Origin of the sequence: Hominifimenecus sp. rT4P-3 (assembly GCF_051055405.1) — a bacterium.
Classification (GTDB): Bacteria; Bacillota; Clostridia; order Lachnospirales; family Lachnospiraceae; genus Pseudolachnospira.
The window spans coordinates 2,229,568-2,246,867 of sequence record NZ_CP167068.1 but is presented as its reverse complement, the minus strand read 5'-3'; the positions used below and the strand labels follow the sequence as shown (position 1 = coordinate 2,246,867).

13 protein-coding genes are annotated in these 17,300 nt (G+C 48.3%); 11 read left to right on the top strand and 2 right to left on the bottom strand.

Annotated elements, in window-relative coordinates; all coding sequences use genetic code 11:
- The first annotated feature begins 172 nt into the window (after positions 1-172).
- From recJ to ACCC71_RS10390, 5 genes are all read left to right on the top strand, one after another.
- Entirely contained in the window at positions 173-1,939 is a 1,767-nt protein-coding gene (recJ, locus tag ACCC71_RS10410; RefSeq protein WP_434309564.1) for a single-stranded-DNA-specific exonuclease RecJ, read from the top strand.
- Positions 1,940-1,950: 11 nt separating this feature from the next.
- Positions 1,951-2,475: an adenine phosphoribosyltransferase gene (locus ACCC71_RS10405; RefSeq protein WP_434309563.1), complete on the top strand. Its 525-nt coding sequence runs from the start codon at positions 1,951-1,953 to the stop codon at positions 2,473-2,475.
- On the top strand, positions 2,475-3,242 hold the full coding sequence (locus tag ACCC71_RS10400) for a TrmH family RNA methyltransferase (RefSeq protein ID WP_434309562.1): 768 nt from the start codon (positions 2,475-2,477) through the stop codon (positions 3,240-3,242). The genes ACCC71_RS10405 and ACCC71_RS10400 overlap by 1 nt, the downstream gene beginning before the upstream one ends.
- Positions 3,243-3,455: 213 nt before the next feature.
- Positions 3,456-4,910 (top strand): SH3 domain-containing protein, encoded by a 1,455-nt coding sequence (locus ACCC71_RS10395; RefSeq protein WP_434309561.1) that lies wholly within the window; start codon positions 3,456-3,458, stop codon positions 4,908-4,910.
- A 152-nt stretch (positions 4,911-5,062) separates the two neighbouring features.
- Positions 5,063-5,317, top strand: a complete 255-nt coding sequence (locus ACCC71_RS10390; RefSeq protein ID WP_434309560.1) for a DUF4177 domain-containing protein — start codon at positions 5,063-5,065, stop codon at positions 5,315-5,317.
- Positions 5,318-5,481: 164 nt separating this feature from the next.
- Here ACCC71_RS10390 and ACCC71_RS10385 read toward each other — a convergent pair whose 3' ends face one another.
- On the bottom strand, positions 5,482-6,336 hold the full coding sequence (locus tag ACCC71_RS10385) for a polysaccharide deacetylase family protein (protein ID WP_434309559.1): 855 nt from the start codon (positions 6,334-6,336) through the stop codon (positions 5,482-5,484).
- Between the two features lie 43 nt (positions 6,337-6,379).
- Positions 6,380-7,312 (bottom strand): polysaccharide deacetylase family protein, encoded by a 933-nt coding sequence (locus ACCC71_RS10380; protein ID WP_434309558.1) that lies wholly within the window; start codon positions 7,310-7,312, stop codon positions 6,380-6,382.
- A gap of 360 nt (positions 7,313-7,672) precedes the next feature.
- Between ACCC71_RS10380 and ACCC71_RS10375 the strand changes: the two genes are divergently transcribed.
- From ACCC71_RS10375 to tig, 6 genes are all read left to right on the top strand, one after another.
- Entirely contained in the window at positions 7,673-12,181 is a 4,509-nt protein-coding gene (locus ACCC71_RS10375) for a hypothetical protein (RefSeq protein ID WP_434309557.1), read from the top strand.
- A 259-nt stretch (positions 12,182-12,440) separates the two neighbouring features.
- The gene (locus ACCC71_RS10370) at positions 12,441-12,902 is read left to right on the top strand and encodes an NfeD family protein (protein ID WP_434309556.1); all 462 of its coding nucleotides are present in this window, start codon (positions 12,441-12,443) and stop codon (positions 12,900-12,902) included.
- Positions 12,880-13,830 carry an SPFH domain-containing protein gene (locus ACCC71_RS10365; RefSeq protein WP_434309555.1) on the top strand — a complete coding sequence of 317 codons (951 nt, stop codon included), beginning with the start codon at positions 12,880-12,882 and terminating at the stop codon, positions 13,828-13,830. The genes ACCC71_RS10370 and ACCC71_RS10365 overlap by 23 nt, the downstream gene beginning before the upstream one ends.
- A 148-nt stretch (positions 13,831-13,978) precedes the next feature.
- On the top strand, positions 13,979-15,379 hold the full coding sequence (locus ACCC71_RS10360; protein WP_434309554.1) for an MATE family efflux transporter: 1,401 nt from the start codon (positions 13,979-13,981) through the stop codon (positions 15,377-15,379).
- Positions 15,376-15,879: a signal peptidase I gene (gene lepB, locus ACCC71_RS10355; RefSeq protein WP_434309553.1), complete on the top strand. Its 504-nt coding sequence runs from the start codon at positions 15,376-15,378 to the stop codon at positions 15,877-15,879. The genes ACCC71_RS10360 and lepB overlap by 4 nt, the downstream gene beginning before the upstream one ends.
- Before the next feature lie 133 nt (positions 15,880-16,012).
- Positions 16,013-17,293 carry a trigger factor gene (tig, locus tag ACCC71_RS10350; protein ID WP_434309552.1) on the top strand — a complete coding sequence of 427 codons (1,281 nt, stop codon included), beginning with the start codon at positions 16,013-16,015 and terminating at the stop codon, positions 17,291-17,293.
- The last annotated feature ends 7 nt before the right edge of the window (positions 17,294-17,300 follow it).

Here is a 17,300-nt window from a genome sequence, read left to right as displayed (position 1 = left end):
TGTATGGAAAAGCATGGCTTCCTATGCGGACAATTTCCCAGGATTCAAATTGAATTCCCCGGTAGTTTGTGCTATACTTTATCGGGCGAAACATACCAGAGAAGAGCATTGTAGTTTATCGAGAGATGGGATCGATCTTTTGCGGGTGTACGGAAGAAATTGAGGTTATGAAATGGAAAAGTGGGTGCTGGAGGCAAAAAAAGCAGATTTTCAGAAGCTGGGACGCCAGTTCGGAGTAGACCCACTGTTGATTCGGCTGATGGTCAATCGAGGCGTTGGCACGGAACAAGAGATGCGGCAATATTTGTATGGAACATTGGAAGATTTATATGCTCCCCAAGAGATGAAAGATATGGAGAAAGCCGGCGACGTGGTGCTGGGTGCTATTGCAGCCGGACTTCCCATTGTTATTGCATCAGATTTTGATGTGGACGGTATTTTTTCAGGACAAATCCTTTTGGAAGGATTTCAGAAACTGGGAGCCGCCGCAACGGTGAAGACCCCCCATCGAATCCGGGAAGGGTATGGCCTGAACCGGCGAATTGTGGAAGAAACAGCAGCCGAGGGGGCAGGACTGATTGTCAGCTGTGACAATGGGATTGCTGCTTTTGAGGCGGCGGAGAGAGCCGCGGAGCTGGGGCTGCCCTTGGTCGTAACCGACCACCATGAAGTGGCTTTTCAAATGGAGGCGGATGGAAGCCGGATTTATCAATTGCCAAAAGCAGAAGCAATTTTAGATCCGAAACAGGAGGACTGTCCATACCCGTTTAAAAAGCTTTGTGGGGCAGGAGTTGCCTATAAGTTGGTCCAATATTTATACGAACGGCAGAACGTTCCGAAAGAGGAACTGGAAAATCTGTTGGAATACGTAGCCATTGCTACGGTTGCGGATGTGATGGATCTGGAAGGGGAAAACCGGATTTTTGTGAAGGAGGGATTGAAGCGGCTGCGCAGAACAAAAAAACCGGGACTGCAGGCCCTGATCGACGCCAATCAATTGGCGAAAGAAAGACTTTCTTCCTATCATATCGGTTTTGTACTAGGTCCTTGTTTTAATGCGGCGGGGCGTTTGGAGACAGCGGCAGAGGCGTTTTCCCTTTTGGCGGCGAAGACACGGGAAGAGGCGGAGCCTTTGGCGAGTCAACTGAAAGTTCTGAATGACTCCCGCAAGGAGATGACGGTGCGGGGAACCGAGCAGGCGATCGAATGGATTGAACATTCGTCTGTTAAGGAAGACAAGGTGATGGTGGTTCCTTTGGAGGAATGCCATGAAAGCCTGGTGGGAATCATTGCCGGCAGGATTAAGGAACGGTACCATCATCCGGTGATTGTGGTTACAAGCGTAGAAGAAGGATACAAGGGATCTGGCCGGTCAATCGAAGCTTATAATATGTTTGAAGGACTGCAAGGGTGTCGCAAGCTGATGAGCCGCTTTGGCGGCCATGCCATGGCTGCTGGTTTGACCCTTCCGAAAGAGAATCTTCCTATATTAAGGGAACAATTAAATCGGGAAGCACATTTGACAGAAGAGGACTTTGTTCCTATAATAAGAATTGATGCGGCCATGCCTCTTGGCTACATTAGTGAAAAGTTGGTGGAGGAGATAGAGGTTCTGGAGCCTTTTGGAAAGGGAAATCCGAAACCACTATTTGCAGAAAAAAAGTTTTGGATCCGTCGGGCGTCTGTTGTGGGAAAGACGCGGCCTTTTCTTCGCTTACAGGTTCAAAATGCCGCAGGTACTGTGATGGATGGGATTTATTTTGGCGATGCAAAAGAATTTGAACAGCGAGTAGCTGGAAAGTTTGGCAGCGCTGCCTGGGAACAGGCGTTACGAGGCGAAAAGAATGGAATTTGTCTGATGTTGGCATACTACCCGTCGATCAATGAATACATGGGAAGGCGCAGCCTTCAGATTGTAATAGAAAATTATTGCTGTTGAAGGGAGACAGAATGAAAAAGCTGGAAGATTATGTGATAAGTATTCCGGATTTTCCGAAAAAAGGAATTATTTTTCGGGATGTAACGAGTGTCTTGCAGGATGCGGACGGTTTTTCGCTGGCAGTTGAGCGCATGAAGCAGATGGTGGAACATGTAGATTTTGATGTGGTGGTTGGCGCGGAAGCTAGGGGCTTTATCTTTGCCGCTCCCATTGCAGAACATTTTCATAAAAGTCTGGTTCCGATTCGAAAAGCAGGAAAGCTGCCTCGTGAAACGATCTCTGAGAGCTATGCGCTGGAATATGGGGAAGCAACCATTGAGATTCATAAAGACGCGATCCGCCCAGGGCAGAAAGTGGTTTTGGTGGATGACCTGATTGCCACTGGCGGGACCACGGAAGCGATGATTCATCTGGTAGAACGTCTTGGCGGTCAGGTAGTAAAGCTTTGCTTTTTGATGGAGCTAGGGGGCCTAAAAGGGCGGGAGCGCCTGGCGGGTTATGAGATAGAAAGCGCCATTTGGTATGAGGGAGCCTGATGATTACGAGCACATCCAATGCGCAGGTGAAGCAGATCGTCAGCCTTCAAACTAGGACAAAAGCAAGACTGGAGACGGGACTTTTTGTCGCAGAGGGAACAAAGATAATTAAGGAACTTCCGGAATCCTTGCGAATTCGTGTGTTTGCATCGGAATCTTACTTAATTAATAAAGAAAATTCGAATTTTGCTGCCGAAGTGGGGGCCGAGCCTATACCAGATGTAGTGTTCCGTCATATGTCGGATACGAAAACGCCTCAGGGAATTCTTGCAGTGGCCAGACAACAGAAGTTTACGCTGGAAGACTTGCTATCCGGAGGTCCTGTGATTGTCCTGGAAGGCATTCAGGACCCTGGAAATTTGGGAACAATTATTCGAACTGGGGAGGCTGCCGGAGTGGGAGGCATTTTAGCTGACCGAGAGACGGCGGATCGCTATAATCCAAAGGTGGTACGGGCTACCATGGGGGCTATTTACCGGGTTCCTTACTGCGTGACGGAAAATCTACAGACAGATGTAAAAGCCTTGAAAATGCGAGGGTTTCAGGTGTATGCCGCTCATTTAAAAGGGACCTGTTTTTACGATCAGGTGGATTACCAAAAGTCTACCGCATTTTTGATCGGAAATGAAGGGAATGGTTTGACAGACTCCTTAGCTGCATTGGCGGATACTTATATCCGGATTCCAATGGAAGGAAAAGTGGAATCTTTAAATGCAGCTGTGGCCGCCTCGATTTTAATGTACGAAGCTTATCGCCAAAATCGGTAGAAAAAATAAAGAGAAAGTGTCGAACTGACGCTTTCTCTTTTTCTTTTCAGGTGGGGGCATGGACCACAAAATATTGTGTTTTAGGCCGGAAAGTGGGAGGGGGTTGACATTTTTCCTTAATGATGATATATTCTTTTTGTAACATTTATGTAATAAACTTCGTATCTTGGTAATATAATATGAAAAAATGGAGTAAGAAATTAGGAGGTTCTTATGAAGAGGAAGAAAAGCGACGTAATCATTTACGTTGTTATCGCCGCTGTATTTTGCCTCCAGCTGGCTTATACGGCAGTAAGAACAGATAAAGTAAGTCAAGTAGAGGCAGCAGGCATCTCCACCATATCGGAAGAAAAAGAGGGACAGGAGGAAGGAGATCCCCTTCCTATGGTAGATATCCATGGACAGATCGCCCAGATGGCGGCGTCGCTTTCGGCACAGGTAAAGGAGCCTGCGACAGAAGCACCGGAGACAACTCCGGAAAGTATTCAGGAGACGGAACCTGCGGTTCCGGAGAGCAGATTGAAATTTGCGGAAGGAATTGATGTGGCTGCATTGGAGGCAGAAGCAGCCGCTGCGGCAGAGAGCAGAGCCGCACAGGAAAGCACAACGGTTGATGAGACAAAATTGACGGCCGCGGAGCTTCGGGCAGAGCAGGCCTATCAGGAGAGCAAGGCAGAGGAATCGCCTGTGAGCGAGAATGCGCCGGAAGAGCTTGGCGTGGTTAACGCCAGCGTAGCGTTGAATGTCCGCCAGACTCCAGGAGAAGACGGAGAGTTGGTTGGGCGGCTTTATCGTGGCGCCGGAGTGAAGATTCAGGAGACCGGGGAAGAGTGGAGTAGGATTCTTTCCGGAGAAGTGAATGGCTGGGTTCTCAGTTCTTATTTGGTAACGGGAGAGCCGGCGGAGGCTTTGGTGTCTGAGATGAATCCTCAGGTGGCTACGGTTGTGACCGACGAGCTTTGCGTACGTTCCGGTCCAGATGAAGAAGCAGATCTTTTGGCTGTTATCCGCAAAGGAATGCACTTTAGCGTGTTGGAACTTCAGGATTCTTGGGTAAAGATTCAATTGACGACTCAGGCAGTCGGTTATATTCATGCAGATTATGTGTCTGTTGCATCGGGACTTTCGGTGGGAATGACCATCTCGGAGGAGGCGGAACTCCAGGCGGAGGTGAATGACCGGGAGGAAACCCGTCAGGCAGCCGCTGAAGCAGCTGCTGCGAGAAAAGCAGCGCAGGAGTCAAAAAATAACTCTTCCAAAAAGAATAGTTCCAGCTCTTCTAAGAAGGATAACTCTAGTTCCTCGAAGAAGGAAAATTCCAGTTCTTCCAATAAGAATAATTCGGAAGGGTCTAGTTCTTCCAGCTCAAAAGACGGTTGGAGAAGCCTGGGAACATTTAAAATTACAGCTTACTGCCCTTGTTCTAAGTGTAACGGCAGTAATGCGGGACAGACGGCGACGGGCGCAGAGATGGAACCTGGTTACACGATTGCAGTGGATTCCTCTGTGATTCCTCTGGGATCCCGGATCAAGATTGAGGGCAAAGACGGCGTTTACTGCGCGCAGGATACGGGCGTTTCTGGTCATACGATTGATCTGCTGGTTTCTTCCCATTCCAAGACATCGGATTGGGGCGTGCGTTACCGCGAGATTTGGATTGAAGATTAGTGAATTATTAGCAGTATAGAAGTGGATAAGGCACGATTTTGGTTTGATACCAAAATCGTGCTTTGTTTTGGGAATGGATTCTGACGGCAGTTGCAAAAAAAGCGGATTTGTGTTAATATCAATCTAATCTATTAAGAAAAAGGAGAGAAGTCATGGTAGATTATAACGACAAATCCACATTTTCAACGGCATCCGGGCAGAGCTTGCAGTATGTTGTATTACAGGTGACCTTAAAAGAGAAATTTATGGGGACAGGTTCTGGAAACTTGACGGAATTAGAAGCTGTGATCAATGAACAGGCGGCAAAGGGCTATCGGCTGCATACCATCGCCACCTCAAATGGAGGCAGCAAAGGAATGCTGGGAGGAGATCGTATTCAAGCTACGCTGGTCTTTGAAAAGCTATAAAAAGCCATAAGAATTTGGGCGAAAGAAGATCAGAATTGGGAAATTCCGATAGAGTGTCCAATAGAATGAAAAGGAGTTTGCAAAAAATGCAAACTCCTTTATTTTTCCCTGAGGACAATTTTCTATAGAATAAAAACTCCACTATAGATACGTACACAGATTTGTTACCTGGCATAATAGTATTGCTGGTGGCCCTCGAGGTCTTTACCGTAAAGCTCGAAAAGCTCGCTGACGGTGACCAGTTGGTATCCTTCTTCTATTAACTTTGGAATTACTTTTTCAACAGCCTCCGCTGTTTGTCCATAAATATCATGCATCAGTACGATAGAGCCGGGTTTAACGGAATTTAAAATATTTTCCACCGTTTTATCCGGATCTTTGGTTTCCCAATCCAGGGTGTCCACATCCCATTGAATCATCGGAAGATCTACTTTGGAGAGGACGTTCTCGTTGGCGTTGCCATAAGGAGGGCGCATCAATTTCACTTTTTGTCCAGTGATATTTTCGATGACCTGACAACTTTTTTCGACTTCTTCGGCAATCACATCATCATCGGCTTTATTTAGGTTTTCATGGCTGTAAGTATGAGTTCCAATCTCGCAGCCCAGAGAAACCGCTCGTTTCATAGCTTCTGGACCAGAAGTGGGGAACCATTCGGCCGCCGCCTGTCCTACGACAAAGAAGGTGGCCTTTGCCCCGGTTTCTTCCAAAACGTTTAAGATCATGTTGGTCGCCTTGGTATCGCCGGTGTCCGGTCCGTCGTCAAAGGTCAGAGCGATTGCTTTGACTGGTTTATCCGGAGCGGGCGCTACCGTCGCGTTCACCTGAGGGAGGGGATTGCCTTTAGCGCCTGGCTCTTCCGATGGATAATTTTCGTTCATCCCGCTGGAGTCGGTAGCCTGTAGGCTTTCGCCTGTCATATAAACGGCGGACTTTGAAACCCCTTTACAGCCGAGGAATAGGAAGGAGGCGGATACCAAGAGAAAAAGCACGGCTCGTCTTTTTCGTTTTATTTTCATGAGAATTATGTGCTCCGTTTTTTTATTATTGTATGACGGAACCTTAACTTTCTATGTCTCTGTCTCCCCGGGCGTCGTAATATTGGTGATGCGGTTCCAAAGTTTTTCCGTAAAGTTCAAAGAGTTCGCTGACCGTGACCAGCTGATAGCCCTGTTTGATCAGTTCTGGAATCACTCGTTCCGCCGCTTCTGCGGAGGAGCCGTAGATATCGTGCATCAGTACGATAGAGCCAGGTTTCGCTTGTTCTAAGATCACTTTCACCGTGTTGTCCGCATCTTTGGTCTCCCAGTCCAAGGTATCGATATCCCACTGAATCATGGGAAGGTCCACCTGATCCATCACGCTTTGTTTGGAATTACCATAAGGCGGACGCATGACCGTTACCTTTTGGCCGGTAGCGTCTTCAATGGCTTTGCAGCCCTTTTCCACTTGCTCTTTGATCACATCGCTGGATGCTTTATTCAGATTTTCATGGCTGTAGGTGTGAGTACCAATCTCACAACCGATGGAAACTGCTTTTTTTAGAACTTCCGGCCCATCGGTCGGAAACCATTCGGTGACAGCCTGACCGACCACAAAGAAAGTAGCCTTGGCGTTGTTCGCTTCTAAGGCGTCGACGATTCGGTTGGTAACATTTTTATAAGTATAAGGACCATCGTCAAAGGTCAGAGCAATCGCTTTTACATCGCTTGGACTACCGCTGGAGGGGGTGGTTTCTGCTGCGGAACTTTCTCCGCTTTGCGGTTCGGTTTCTTCCCCTGTGGCGGCAGCGCTTCCGCCTTGGGCAGGGACGGTGACGGTAATTATATGAGAGCCGCTGTTTTCCTGCTGCCCTGCAGTAGGGGATTCTGTGCTTTGGGTTGCGGCAGGCGTGGCAGCCACGTCCTGATCCGATTTCCCACAGCCGGAAAGAATGGTGGAGATTCCGAGAGCCGAGATCAGAAACAGAGATAATAATTTTTTCTTTCCTCTCATTTTTGCAAAAGTCCTCTTTTCTTTCTTCTTTTGATTGGCGGCCATTGTAGATATGGAGTCGGAGATGCCTGCGTGAGGCTGGATAGTCGCCAAGTTGTCCCTATTATAACAAATTGCTGGAGGGAAGGACAGAGCGAAAACCTTAAAATTCTTTTAAAATTTAAACATCTGACATAGAGAAGGTTGTTATTTTCAAACAAAAAGAGATCGATTTTTAGGGATAACTATTGTATAAGCAAAAGATTTGTTATAAAATATGTTATAGTGCGGCTATTATCAAAAACTCTACGAAATGGCGTATAGAGTACATATAGCAAAAGCGATAGGAAAAACACAAGAAATCGATAAGAGGTGAAAGGAATGAAGAAGATGTACAGGAAGAAACTTGCATGGATTCTAGCTCTCGCCTGCCTGCTTTCTTTGACGGGAATTGATTTCTCAAAGGGAAGCGTTTGGAATGTCTATGCGAATCCTGCCGTGGAAACCACAGATAACGGCGGAGATGAAGTAGAATCCACGGAGATGGAAAGCAGCGAAGCCGAGACGATGGAATCCAAAGAAGGAGAGAGCACAGCTGCCGAGACGATGGAAACCACGGAAGTGGAGAATCCTGCTGTCGAGACGATGGCAGAGTCCGCGGAGGCGGAAACCACGGATCTGGCCCTTTATGGCTTGGAAGTTGGGGCGGACGGTTCTTCCGTTACTGTCGGTGGCCTTACTTTTTCGGCGGACGATGGGAACGCGCTCGTAGTAAACGTGGATTATAAAGTGACTACGCGTACCATAAGCGTGGACAATGTATATGATAATGCTTATGCGGGGGCCAATGTCACCGAAAATATGATTGAAATTATGACGAACCGTCCTCTTACGGTTAGTGGAACGTCGACGACCCATGGAATCCGGATTGGAAAGGGAACCCATGCCAGCCTTACCTTTGACGGTGTAAGCATTACAGGCGTGGTGCCTTTTGATATTGCGACCAATAACCCGAATAGCGCGACGAGAGGATCAGGAATATCCTCTGCGGAGCGTACCAAGCTGCATCTTACATTGGCAGACGGTAAGACCAATACGTTGACGGCGAAAGGAACCGATTGGCCCGGTCTTCATTGCGGCGAAGGTACGGAGTTGATCATTGACGATACCGTGTGGAATCAGACCACGGACGGCGCGGAAGTAGTACCGGTACAAGGCAGAGTACCGTCTGCCTGTACTTTGGAAGTGATGGGCAGTAGTACTGGCAAGGCTGTCTCCGCCGGAGATCCGGCTTGGTATATGGATTCTTCGAATCCTGGCAGTCTGACAGTGACGGGCGGCTATTGGAGTTCCGGTATTGGCGGCAGCATCCATGAGGAAAGTGGAAAGATCACGATTAATGGAGGCATGATTACCGCGAAGGCTTGTGGAAAGGAAAATAAAGCGGAAAACGGCGGTGCTGGTATCGGCGGCGGTAAAGGCGCCGGCGTGGGCTGCCATGAAGAAGGCGGCGGCATTACGATCAATGGCGGCCGGATTATCGCTACCGGCAGCTATCATGGCGCGGGTATTGGAGCGGGCTGGTTTAATTCGATTGCTGCGTCCGTAAAAGACAGTGGTATCGCAGCCAGGGCAGTGGCGGGAGCAGGTACTCCTTGGACGCCGGTGCCTGGCGATATTACGATCAACTATGGTTATGTGGAAGCCACCGGTAATGACCATGGAAACGGTATCGGCGGAGCCTGCGGCAGCGGAACAAACGCCGGCCATGCCATTACGATCAACGGCGGTACGCTGATTCCGACAACCACCTCGACGGGAGCCTTTTATGCGGTCGGTGCGGACGGAGGTCTGGTTATCGTAACCGGTGGTTCCTTCCCGGTTCCCGCAAAGTCCGGCGGTTATGATAACTTGAGTTTTAAGGGAAGCGGCGTCTATGCGGCGGACAGAGCGACGAAACTGACATTGGTGAAAATCAACGTCAGCGCACAAACCCAGTTGATTGGAAAACGCGTCGTGAACTTTGACGTTTATGTGGACGGCGCTAAGCTTGCTACAGAATATGGCCTCGCATATAAGATTGACGACGAGGGAATCCTGTATTTCTGGTTACCGGCAAATGCGGCGACAAAAGAGGTTTCGATTGAAAATGTAAGAGTGGAGGGCGAGGATGGCGGTATCTTTGACTTGGATTACCCGTTTACCCTGGAAGAAGACCGGGATGCCTCGGATACTTCTGCGAAACAGTATGTTCTCTTTAAAGTAAATGAAGAACTTTTCTCCGAACCGTTAAAAGAGCAGCTGAATAAACGGTATGATGGCTTGACGTTTAACTGGCCGACTCTGGCAGAAGCCATCGCCGCCCAACGGATCGAAGTCAGCCAGCCCAACGGCGGTATCATCAGCAAAACGGACTCAATGAAGTTTTCGGCGGTTCGTACAGAGGATAAGGACGGCGATAAGACGGGAGAGAGCAGTTCAGATGTACTGCAAAATACCGGTACCTATACAATCACGATGAATTACACGGAATATTCGAGTACCGCCGGCTTTAAAGAGATGTTCCGGGGACACCGGACTACTTTGAATTCGCAGATTACACCGGCAGATAGTTTCCTGTATGATGTGACGTATGAGACCGATTATTATCAGGATGCAGAAGGAAAGAATCAGGTTGACAAAATGCACCTGGCGGCTTATGTGCGTCCGGCGGATGGGGAAGCGTATACATGCGCAGCACCTGACGGATATATTCAGTTTTATATCAATGGAGTAAAAGTAGGAGAACCGGTTCAGGTACAGCCGGTGACCACCTATGCGGCTAGAGACAACACTTACGCCTCCAGTATGGCAAATATAACGTTGGCATTTAAAGATAATACGAATTATCCGAAAGTTCCGGAAATGCTGACCACAGATGATTTTATCGTGACGGCGTCGTATTACCAAGGAACGAACTATACCGATAGCAAGGCTGCCGCAGAAAAAGTGGAAGAACCGGAGAATTTCCCGTATGTAACGCCTCCGATCTTGGTGGTAACGCCGGTAGACCCATCTGATCTGGGAGAAGATGAAGAGTTAGAAGGCGATTACCAGACTCCGGAGAAAATTGAGCGGGAAGAGATTACGGACGGCGTTGTGATTCTGCACAGTTATGTGGAAGATCAAGTGACGGCTATGGCACAGCCGGATACGACGCGGGATAAGGCGGAACTGATAGGGATGATGAATCACCGGTATGGTTTTGCAAATCCAAACTATACGGTGGCGACAAAAGATGATCAGGCGCTATCCATCGAGGATGTTGTGATTTCCGACGAAGATGGAAACAAGCTGGATGAGATCGATATGTCTAAAGCCGCCGACTATACTTTGGAGGCAACCGTTACGGATGCGGACGGAAATAAAACGACCATTACTCTGTCTTATCATGTCAAAGCCTTGGATGAATCCAAGGAAATCATTCCGGATGTGGATACGGATGGAGATGGCTTCCCGGACATCAATCTGGACACGGATGGAGACGGAAAACCAGACGTGGATATCGATACGGATGGAGATGGAGAGCCGGATGTGAATATTGACCCGGATGGAAATGGAAAGCCGGATGTGAATGTGGATACGGACGGAGACGGAAAGCCAGATGTAAACATTGACACGGATGGAGATGGAAAGCCGGATATCAATATCGTCGATAAAGACGGAGACGGAAAACCGGATACGGATATCGATACAGACGGGGATGGAAAGCCGGAACCGGATGTGAATATTGACACAGACGGGGATGGAAAGCCGGATGTGAATGTGGATACAGATGGCGACGGAAAGCCGGATGTAAACCTGGACACGGACGGAGACGGAAAACCGGATGTAGATATTGATACAGATGGAGACGGAAAACCGGATGTGAATATCGATACAGATAAAGACGGGAAACCGGATATCAATATCGACACAGACGGAGATGGAAAGCCGGATGTGGACATCGACACGGACGGGGATGGAAAACCGGATGTGAACCTGGACACGGACGGAGATGGAAAACCGGATGTGGACATCGACACGGATAGAGACGGAAAGCCGGATGTAAATATTGATACAGATAAAGACGGGAAACCGGATATCAATATCGACACGGACGGAGATGGAAAACCGGATGTGGACATCGACACGGACGGAGACGGAAAGCCGGATGTGAATATCGATACGGATAAAGACGGGAAACCGGATATCAATATCGATACGGACGGAAACGGAAAACCGGACGTGAATGTGGACACAAACAAAGATGGAAAACCGGATGTCAATATCGATACGAATGGAGATGGGAAACCGGATACCAATATCGTGGATAAAGACGGAGATGGAAAGCCGGATAAGGATATCGAGACAAAAGGCGATGGAAAACCGCTTCCGGATGTGAATGTGGATACAAACAGGGATGGAAAACCGGACGTGAATATCGACACGGATGGAGATGGGAAACCAGATATCAATATTGTGGACAAAGATGGAGACGGAAAGCCAGATAAGGATATCGATAGTAATGGAACGGTAAGACCGCTCCCGGATGTCAACATCGATACAAATGGAGATGGAAAACCGGATCTGAATGTCGACGTAAATGGTGATGGAGTCCCTGACCTAAATATCGTGGATAAAGATCACGACGGAATCCCGGATAAGGGGATTGATCCCGCAGCGGGAATTACGCCGGATCTGAATATCGATGCGGACGGAGACGGGGTTTTAGACAAATATCAGAAGAAACCGGCGAAAACCGGGGATGAAAGCAATATGACGCTGTGGATCGTGGTGATTGCTGTGGTATTTGTCGGAGTGTGTATCTTATGCGCGATAAAAATTAAGAGACGGAAATCTGAAAAATAAAGGGTAAATATTCTCAAACAGCTGCATATATGTAAAAATAAGGAAGGCCCCTTTTCTTTTCAAAGGAAGATATTTCTTTTTGAAAGAGGAAGGAGCCTTCGTCTATCTGTAAAATTTTTGGAAAAATGATTTTGCAGTTTATTCTCTGTTGTATTCTAGCCGGAAATCGGTTAAAATGATAACAGAAAGAGCCTTCCGTTGACTGTGTATGATCCTGTCAGTGGAGGGTAAGTAAGCCGAAACAAAAGGAGGATGCAATATGGAATCCATCTATTGGCTGATTTTATTTGTGATTCTGCTGGGAATTGAAATCTTGACGTTGGGTCTTACGACGATCTGGTTTGCAGGAGGCGCGGTGGCGGCGTTTTTTGCCTCGCTTCTGGGCGCAGGACTTATCTTTCAGATTGTGGTATTCGCCGCGGTTTCCCTACTTCTCCTGGTGTTTACAAGGCCGATTGCCACGAAATATCTGAACCGGAGGACGATCAAAACCAATGTGGAAAGCATGGAAGGTCGTCACGGAGAGGTGGTCGAGGAGATCAACAACCTCCAGGCAGCCGGACGGGTAAAAGTGGATGGGATGCCTTGGGCGGCCCGGTCGGAACGGGAGGGACAGATTATTCCGGCTGGCACAATGGTTACTGTAGTCCGGGTCAGCGGTGTGAAGCTGATCGTCAAAGTTTTGGAGGAGGAAGAACATGTTAGTAGCAGCGACCTTTGAAAAGTATATTGGAACCGCACTGATTATCATTTTGGCTCTGTTTTTACTAGGGATCTTGACATCCTGCATTAAGATTGTACCCCAGGCGAACGCCATGATTGTCGAGCGGTTGGGAGCCTATATCGGCACTTGGTCCGTGGGTCTTCACTTTAAACTTCCTTTTGTAGACCGCGTGGCGCGCCGAGTCAACTTGAAAGAGCAGGTCATTGATTTTAAGCCGCAGCCGGTGATCACAAAAGATAATGTAACGATGCAGATCGATACGGTGGTATTTTTCCAGATTACGGATCCGAAGCTGTTTGCTTACGGCGTAGAAAATCCGTTGATGGCGATTGAAAATCTGACCGCTACCACCCTTCGAAATATCATCGGAGATTTGGAATTGGATCAAACCTTGACGTCGCGCGAGTTGATCAATACAAAGATGCGGACTCATTTAGACGAGGCTACCGACCCTTGGGGAATTAAGGTAAACCGGGTGGAACTGAAAAATATTATCCCTCCTAGGGAAATTCAGGACTCCATGGAGCGCCAGATGAAAGCAGAACGGGAACGCCGTGAGAAAATTCTTCAGGCGGAAGGTGAGAAACGCTCAACGATTCTGGTGGCGGAAGGAAAAAAACAGTCTGCAATTTTGGATGCAGAAGCGGAGAAAGCAGCTGCCATTCTGCGGGCTGAGGCGAAGAAGGAAGCGACGATCCGCGAGGCGGAAGGTGAGGCCGAAGCAATTCTGAAGATTCAGCAGGCAAACGCCGACGGTATCCGTGTCATCCGGGAAGCTGGGGCAGATGATTCAGTCATTCAGCTAAAGAGTCTGGAAGCATTTACCAAGGCTGCGGATGGCAAGGCGACGAAGATCATTATTCCTTCCGATATCCAAGGGTTTGCCGGGACTTTGAAAGCTTTAGTTGAGACTGCTAAAGAGTAATCCTTGCAACAAAAAAGAAAAACAGTTATCCTGAACATGCGGAGAGCCGGTTTCGGCTCTCCGGGCCGACAGCCCTCAGGATGGCATTTTATGCCCCGTCAGCTTTGCTGCGGGGTATTTGAGTGGTATACCGGTAGGAGAAAAAGAAATGGAAATGACAACAGAGAGAAAAGAAAATAAGATGGGTTCGCGGCCGATTAAGCCGCTGCTTTTGTCAATGGCCCTGCCCATGATTTTGTCTATGGCTGTACAGGCTCTTTATAATGTAGTAGACAGCATTTTTGTGTCCCAATTAAACGAGGCTGCCTTAACCGCGGTCTCGCTGGCATTCCCTGTGCAGAATTTGATGATTGCCGTTGCAGTAGGAACCGGCGTCGGCATTAATTCTTTGCTATCGCGGAAGTTGGGAGAAAAAGATTTTGAGGCGGCAAATTGTACGGCGGTCAATGGGATTTTTCTTGGCATGGTCAGCTATTTGGTATTTGCGCTGCTGGGGATTTTCTTTTCACGGACTTTCTTTGAGGTGCAGCTTCAAGACGAACAGATTTTAAATTACGGAGTGGACTATCTGTGGGTGGTCATGGTGTTTTCTATGGGGCTTTTTATGCAGATTATCTGGGAGAGGCTGCTGCAGGCCACTGGAAAAATGGTCTGCCATATGTTTGCCCAGGTGGTGGGAGCCGTGACCAATATCATTTTAGACCCGATTTTAATATTCGGCGTTCCCTCGTTGGGCATTCCCCGCTTGGAGGTTCTGGGCGCTGCGGTTGCCACGGTAGCCGGGCAGATTCTGGGTATGATCCTCGCGATTATTTTCAATTTGACTTTAAATCGGGAGCTCCATCTTTCTTTCCGCCGGTTCCGGCCCAGTAAGAAGATTATAAAAAATATTTATTCCGTAGGCCTTCCTTCGATTGTGATGCAAGCCATCGGATCGGTGATGACCTTTGGCATGAATAAGATTTTGTTAATGTTTTCAACGACAGCGGCCGCAGTCTTTGGCGCGTATTTTAAACTGCAAAGTTTTATCGTCATGCCAGTGCTGGGGCTGAATAATGCGGCGCTTCCGATCGTAGCTTATAACTATGGGGCAAGAAGGCCTGGACGAATGAAAGAGACGATCCGTACCAGCATTGTTTGGGCGGTTATTTTGATGCTGCTTGGCGTTCTGGCATTCCAGCTGTTTCCGGAGCTGATGCTTTCCTGGTTCCAGGCCTCGGAAGAGATGCTTGCCGTCGGCGTGCCGGCCCTTCGGATTATCAGTTTGAATTTCCTGATTGCAGGAATCAGCATCGTGCTGTCCGGATCGTTTCAAGCGTTGGGAAACGGGGTGTTTAGTCTGGTGATGTCTCTTTGCCGCCAGTTGATCGTGATTTTGCCGCTGGCGTATCTGTTCGCCAAGTGGTTTGGACTGACAGCGGTCTGGTTTGCCTTTCCGATTGCGGAGATTGTCTCTTTACTTTTGGGACTTTTATTTTTCCGTAAGCTGTACCAGGAAAAGATTCTGCCGTTGGAGGAAGAAGTACGAAACAAGGGGGAATCTGCATGAAAAAGTGGCTCCGGGAGTTTTTGCCTTATTTTATTCTTTTAGCTGTGGTGCTGCTGATTCGGGTTTTTATCTTGATCAATGCGACGATTCCAACAGAATCCATGGAAAACACGATTATGGCGGACACTCGGGTCATGGGACTCAAGTGCGCCTACTGGTTTTCTGAACCGGAAAGAGGGGATATCATCGTGTTTCGCGCGCCGGACGAACCGGATTCCCTCTATGTAAAACGGGTGATCGGGCTTCCTGGGGACACAGTGGAAGTCCTGGAAGGGGTTACTTATGTGAATGGGGAGCCTCTTGTGGAAGATTATCTGCCGGAGCCGATGAGTGGCAGTTATGGTCCTTATCATGTGCCGGAAGGCCACTATTTTGTGATGGGGGATAATCGGAATCATTCGTTGGACGCACGCTTTTGGAATAATACGTACGTCAGTGAGGAGGCCATCAGCGGAAAAGTTTATTTTTCCTATTGGCCTAAGTTAAAATGGATAAATTAATGCTTTCTTTTTTACGGAAATCATGATATAATGCTAAATTGACTAAGCCTGAAAGCTCGTATTTGCCGCTTCCAGGCTCACGGAAAAAGAATAAGCGGAAAAAAACCGATAAATCAAGGAGGAAACACAAAAAATGAGTGTTAAGGTAGAAAACCTGGAGAAAAATTTGGCTAAGCTGACCGTAGAGGTACCAGTAGAAAAATTGGAAGCAGCCATCGAGCAGGTATACCGGAAAGCTAGAAATCAGATTACCTTACCCGGTTTCCGGAAGGGCAAAGCGCCTCGTAAGATGATTGAGAAATACTATGGTGCAGATGTGTTTTTAGAGGACGCGGTCAATGAGCTGGTTCCTGCCGCATACGAAGACGCCTGCAAGGAGAGCGGGTTGGAGATCGTTTCCCATCCGGAGATCGCCTATGAGCAGATCGAACCTGCAAAACCCGTGATCTTTACGGCTACGGTCGCTACCCGTCCGGAAGTGACTCTCGGCGAGTACAAAGGACTGGAAGTAGAAGAAAAGGCCGTGGAAGTAACGGAGGAGGAAGTCCTGGCGGAGCTTACAAAAGAGCAGGAGAAGAACGCTACGATGAAGACCGTGGATGACAGAGCGGTGGAAGACGGCGATATCATCGAACTGGCCTTTGAAGGCTTTGTGGACGGCGTTCCTTTTGAGGGCGGAAAGAGCGAGAATTATCCTTTGACCATCGGTTCCCACTCCTTTATTCCTGGCTTTGAAGAGCAGCTGATCGGCGCTGTGATCGGCGAAGAGAAGGATGTAAACGTGACTTTCCCGGAGGAATATCACGCGAAAGAACTGGCCGGAAAACCCGCTGTTTTCAAATGCACAGTTCACTCGATTAAGGTGAAGGAACTGCCGGCGTTGGACGATGAGTTTGCCAGCGAGGTTTCTGATTTTGAATCCCTGGACGAGTATAAGGAAGATGTAAAGAAGAAACTGACGGAAAATAAAGAAAAAGAAGCAAAGATCGCCAAGGAAGACGCGTTGGTTGACAAGATCATCGAGAATTCCCAGATGGAGATTCCGGAGCTGATGGTGACCTCTCAGGCCAGAAATATGGTGGGAGAATTTGGCCAGCGTCTGCAGGCTCAGGGATTGAATTTGCAGCAGTACATGCAGTACAGCGGACAGACCGAAGAGCAGATGGTCGAGCAGATGAAGGATCAGGCCAAGAAGCGGATTCAGACCCGTCTGGTGCTGGAAGCGATCGTGGCGGCGGAGAATCTTTCCGCCAGCGAAGAGGATGTAGAGGAAGAGATCAAGAAGATGGCGGATGCCTACGGCATGGATGTCGATCAGGTCAAGACTTATATGGACGATGAGCAGAAGGAACAGATGAAAGAGAATATCGCTGTTCAAAAAGCGATCGATCTGGTATATGGAGCCGCCAAATAAATGGGAG

Excerpts from the sequence above, each read along its gene's own strand:
- ACCC71_RS10395 (WP_434309561.1), top strand. The coding sequence starts at position 3,456 with ATGAAGAGGAAGAAAAGCGACGTAATCATTTACGTTGTTATCGCCGCT.
- lepB (WP_434309553.1), top strand. The coding sequence starts at position 15,376 with ATGAAAAAGTGGCTCCGGGAGTTTTTGCCTTATTTTATTCTTTTAGCT.
- ACCC71_RS10385 (WP_434309559.1), bottom strand. The coding sequence starts at position 6,336 with ATGAAAATAAAACGAAAAAGACGAGCCGTGCTTTTTCTCTTGGTATCC.
- ACCC71_RS10370 (WP_434309556.1), top strand. The coding sequence starts at position 12,441 with ATGGAATCCATCTATTGGCTGATTTTATTTGTGATTCTGCTGGGAATT.
- recJ (WP_434309564.1), top strand. The coding sequence starts at position 173 with ATGGAAAAGTGGGTGCTGGAGGCAAAAAAAGCAGATTTTCAGAAGCTG.
- ACCC71_RS10400 (WP_434309562.1), top strand. The coding sequence starts at position 2,475 with ATGATTACGAGCACATCCAATGCGCAGGTGAAGCAGATCGTCAGCCTT.
- ACCC71_RS10360 (WP_434309554.1), top strand. The coding sequence starts at position 13,979 with ATGGAAATGACAACAGAGAGAAAAGAAAATAAGATGGGTTCGCGGCCG.
- ACCC71_RS10405 (WP_434309563.1), top strand. The coding sequence starts at position 1,951 with ATGAAAAAGCTGGAAGATTATGTGATAAGTATTCCGGATTTTCCGAAA.
- ACCC71_RS10390 (WP_434309560.1), top strand. The coding sequence starts at position 5,063 with ATGGTAGATTATAACGACAAATCCACATTTTCAACGGCATCCGGGCAG.
- ACCC71_RS10380 (WP_434309558.1), bottom strand. The coding sequence starts at position 7,312 with ATGAGAGGAAAGAAAAAATTATTATCTCTGTTTCTGATCTCGGCTCTC.
- ACCC71_RS10375 (WP_434309557.1), top strand. The coding sequence starts at position 7,673 with ATGAAGAAGATGTACAGGAAGAAACTTGCATGGATTCTAGCTCTCGCC.
- tig (WP_434309552.1), top strand. The coding sequence starts at position 16,013 with ATGAGTGTTAAGGTAGAAAACCTGGAGAAAAATTTGGCTAAGCTGACC.
- ACCC71_RS10365 (WP_434309555.1), top strand. The coding sequence starts at position 12,880 with ATGTTAGTAGCAGCGACCTTTGAAAAGTATATTGGAACCGCACTGATT.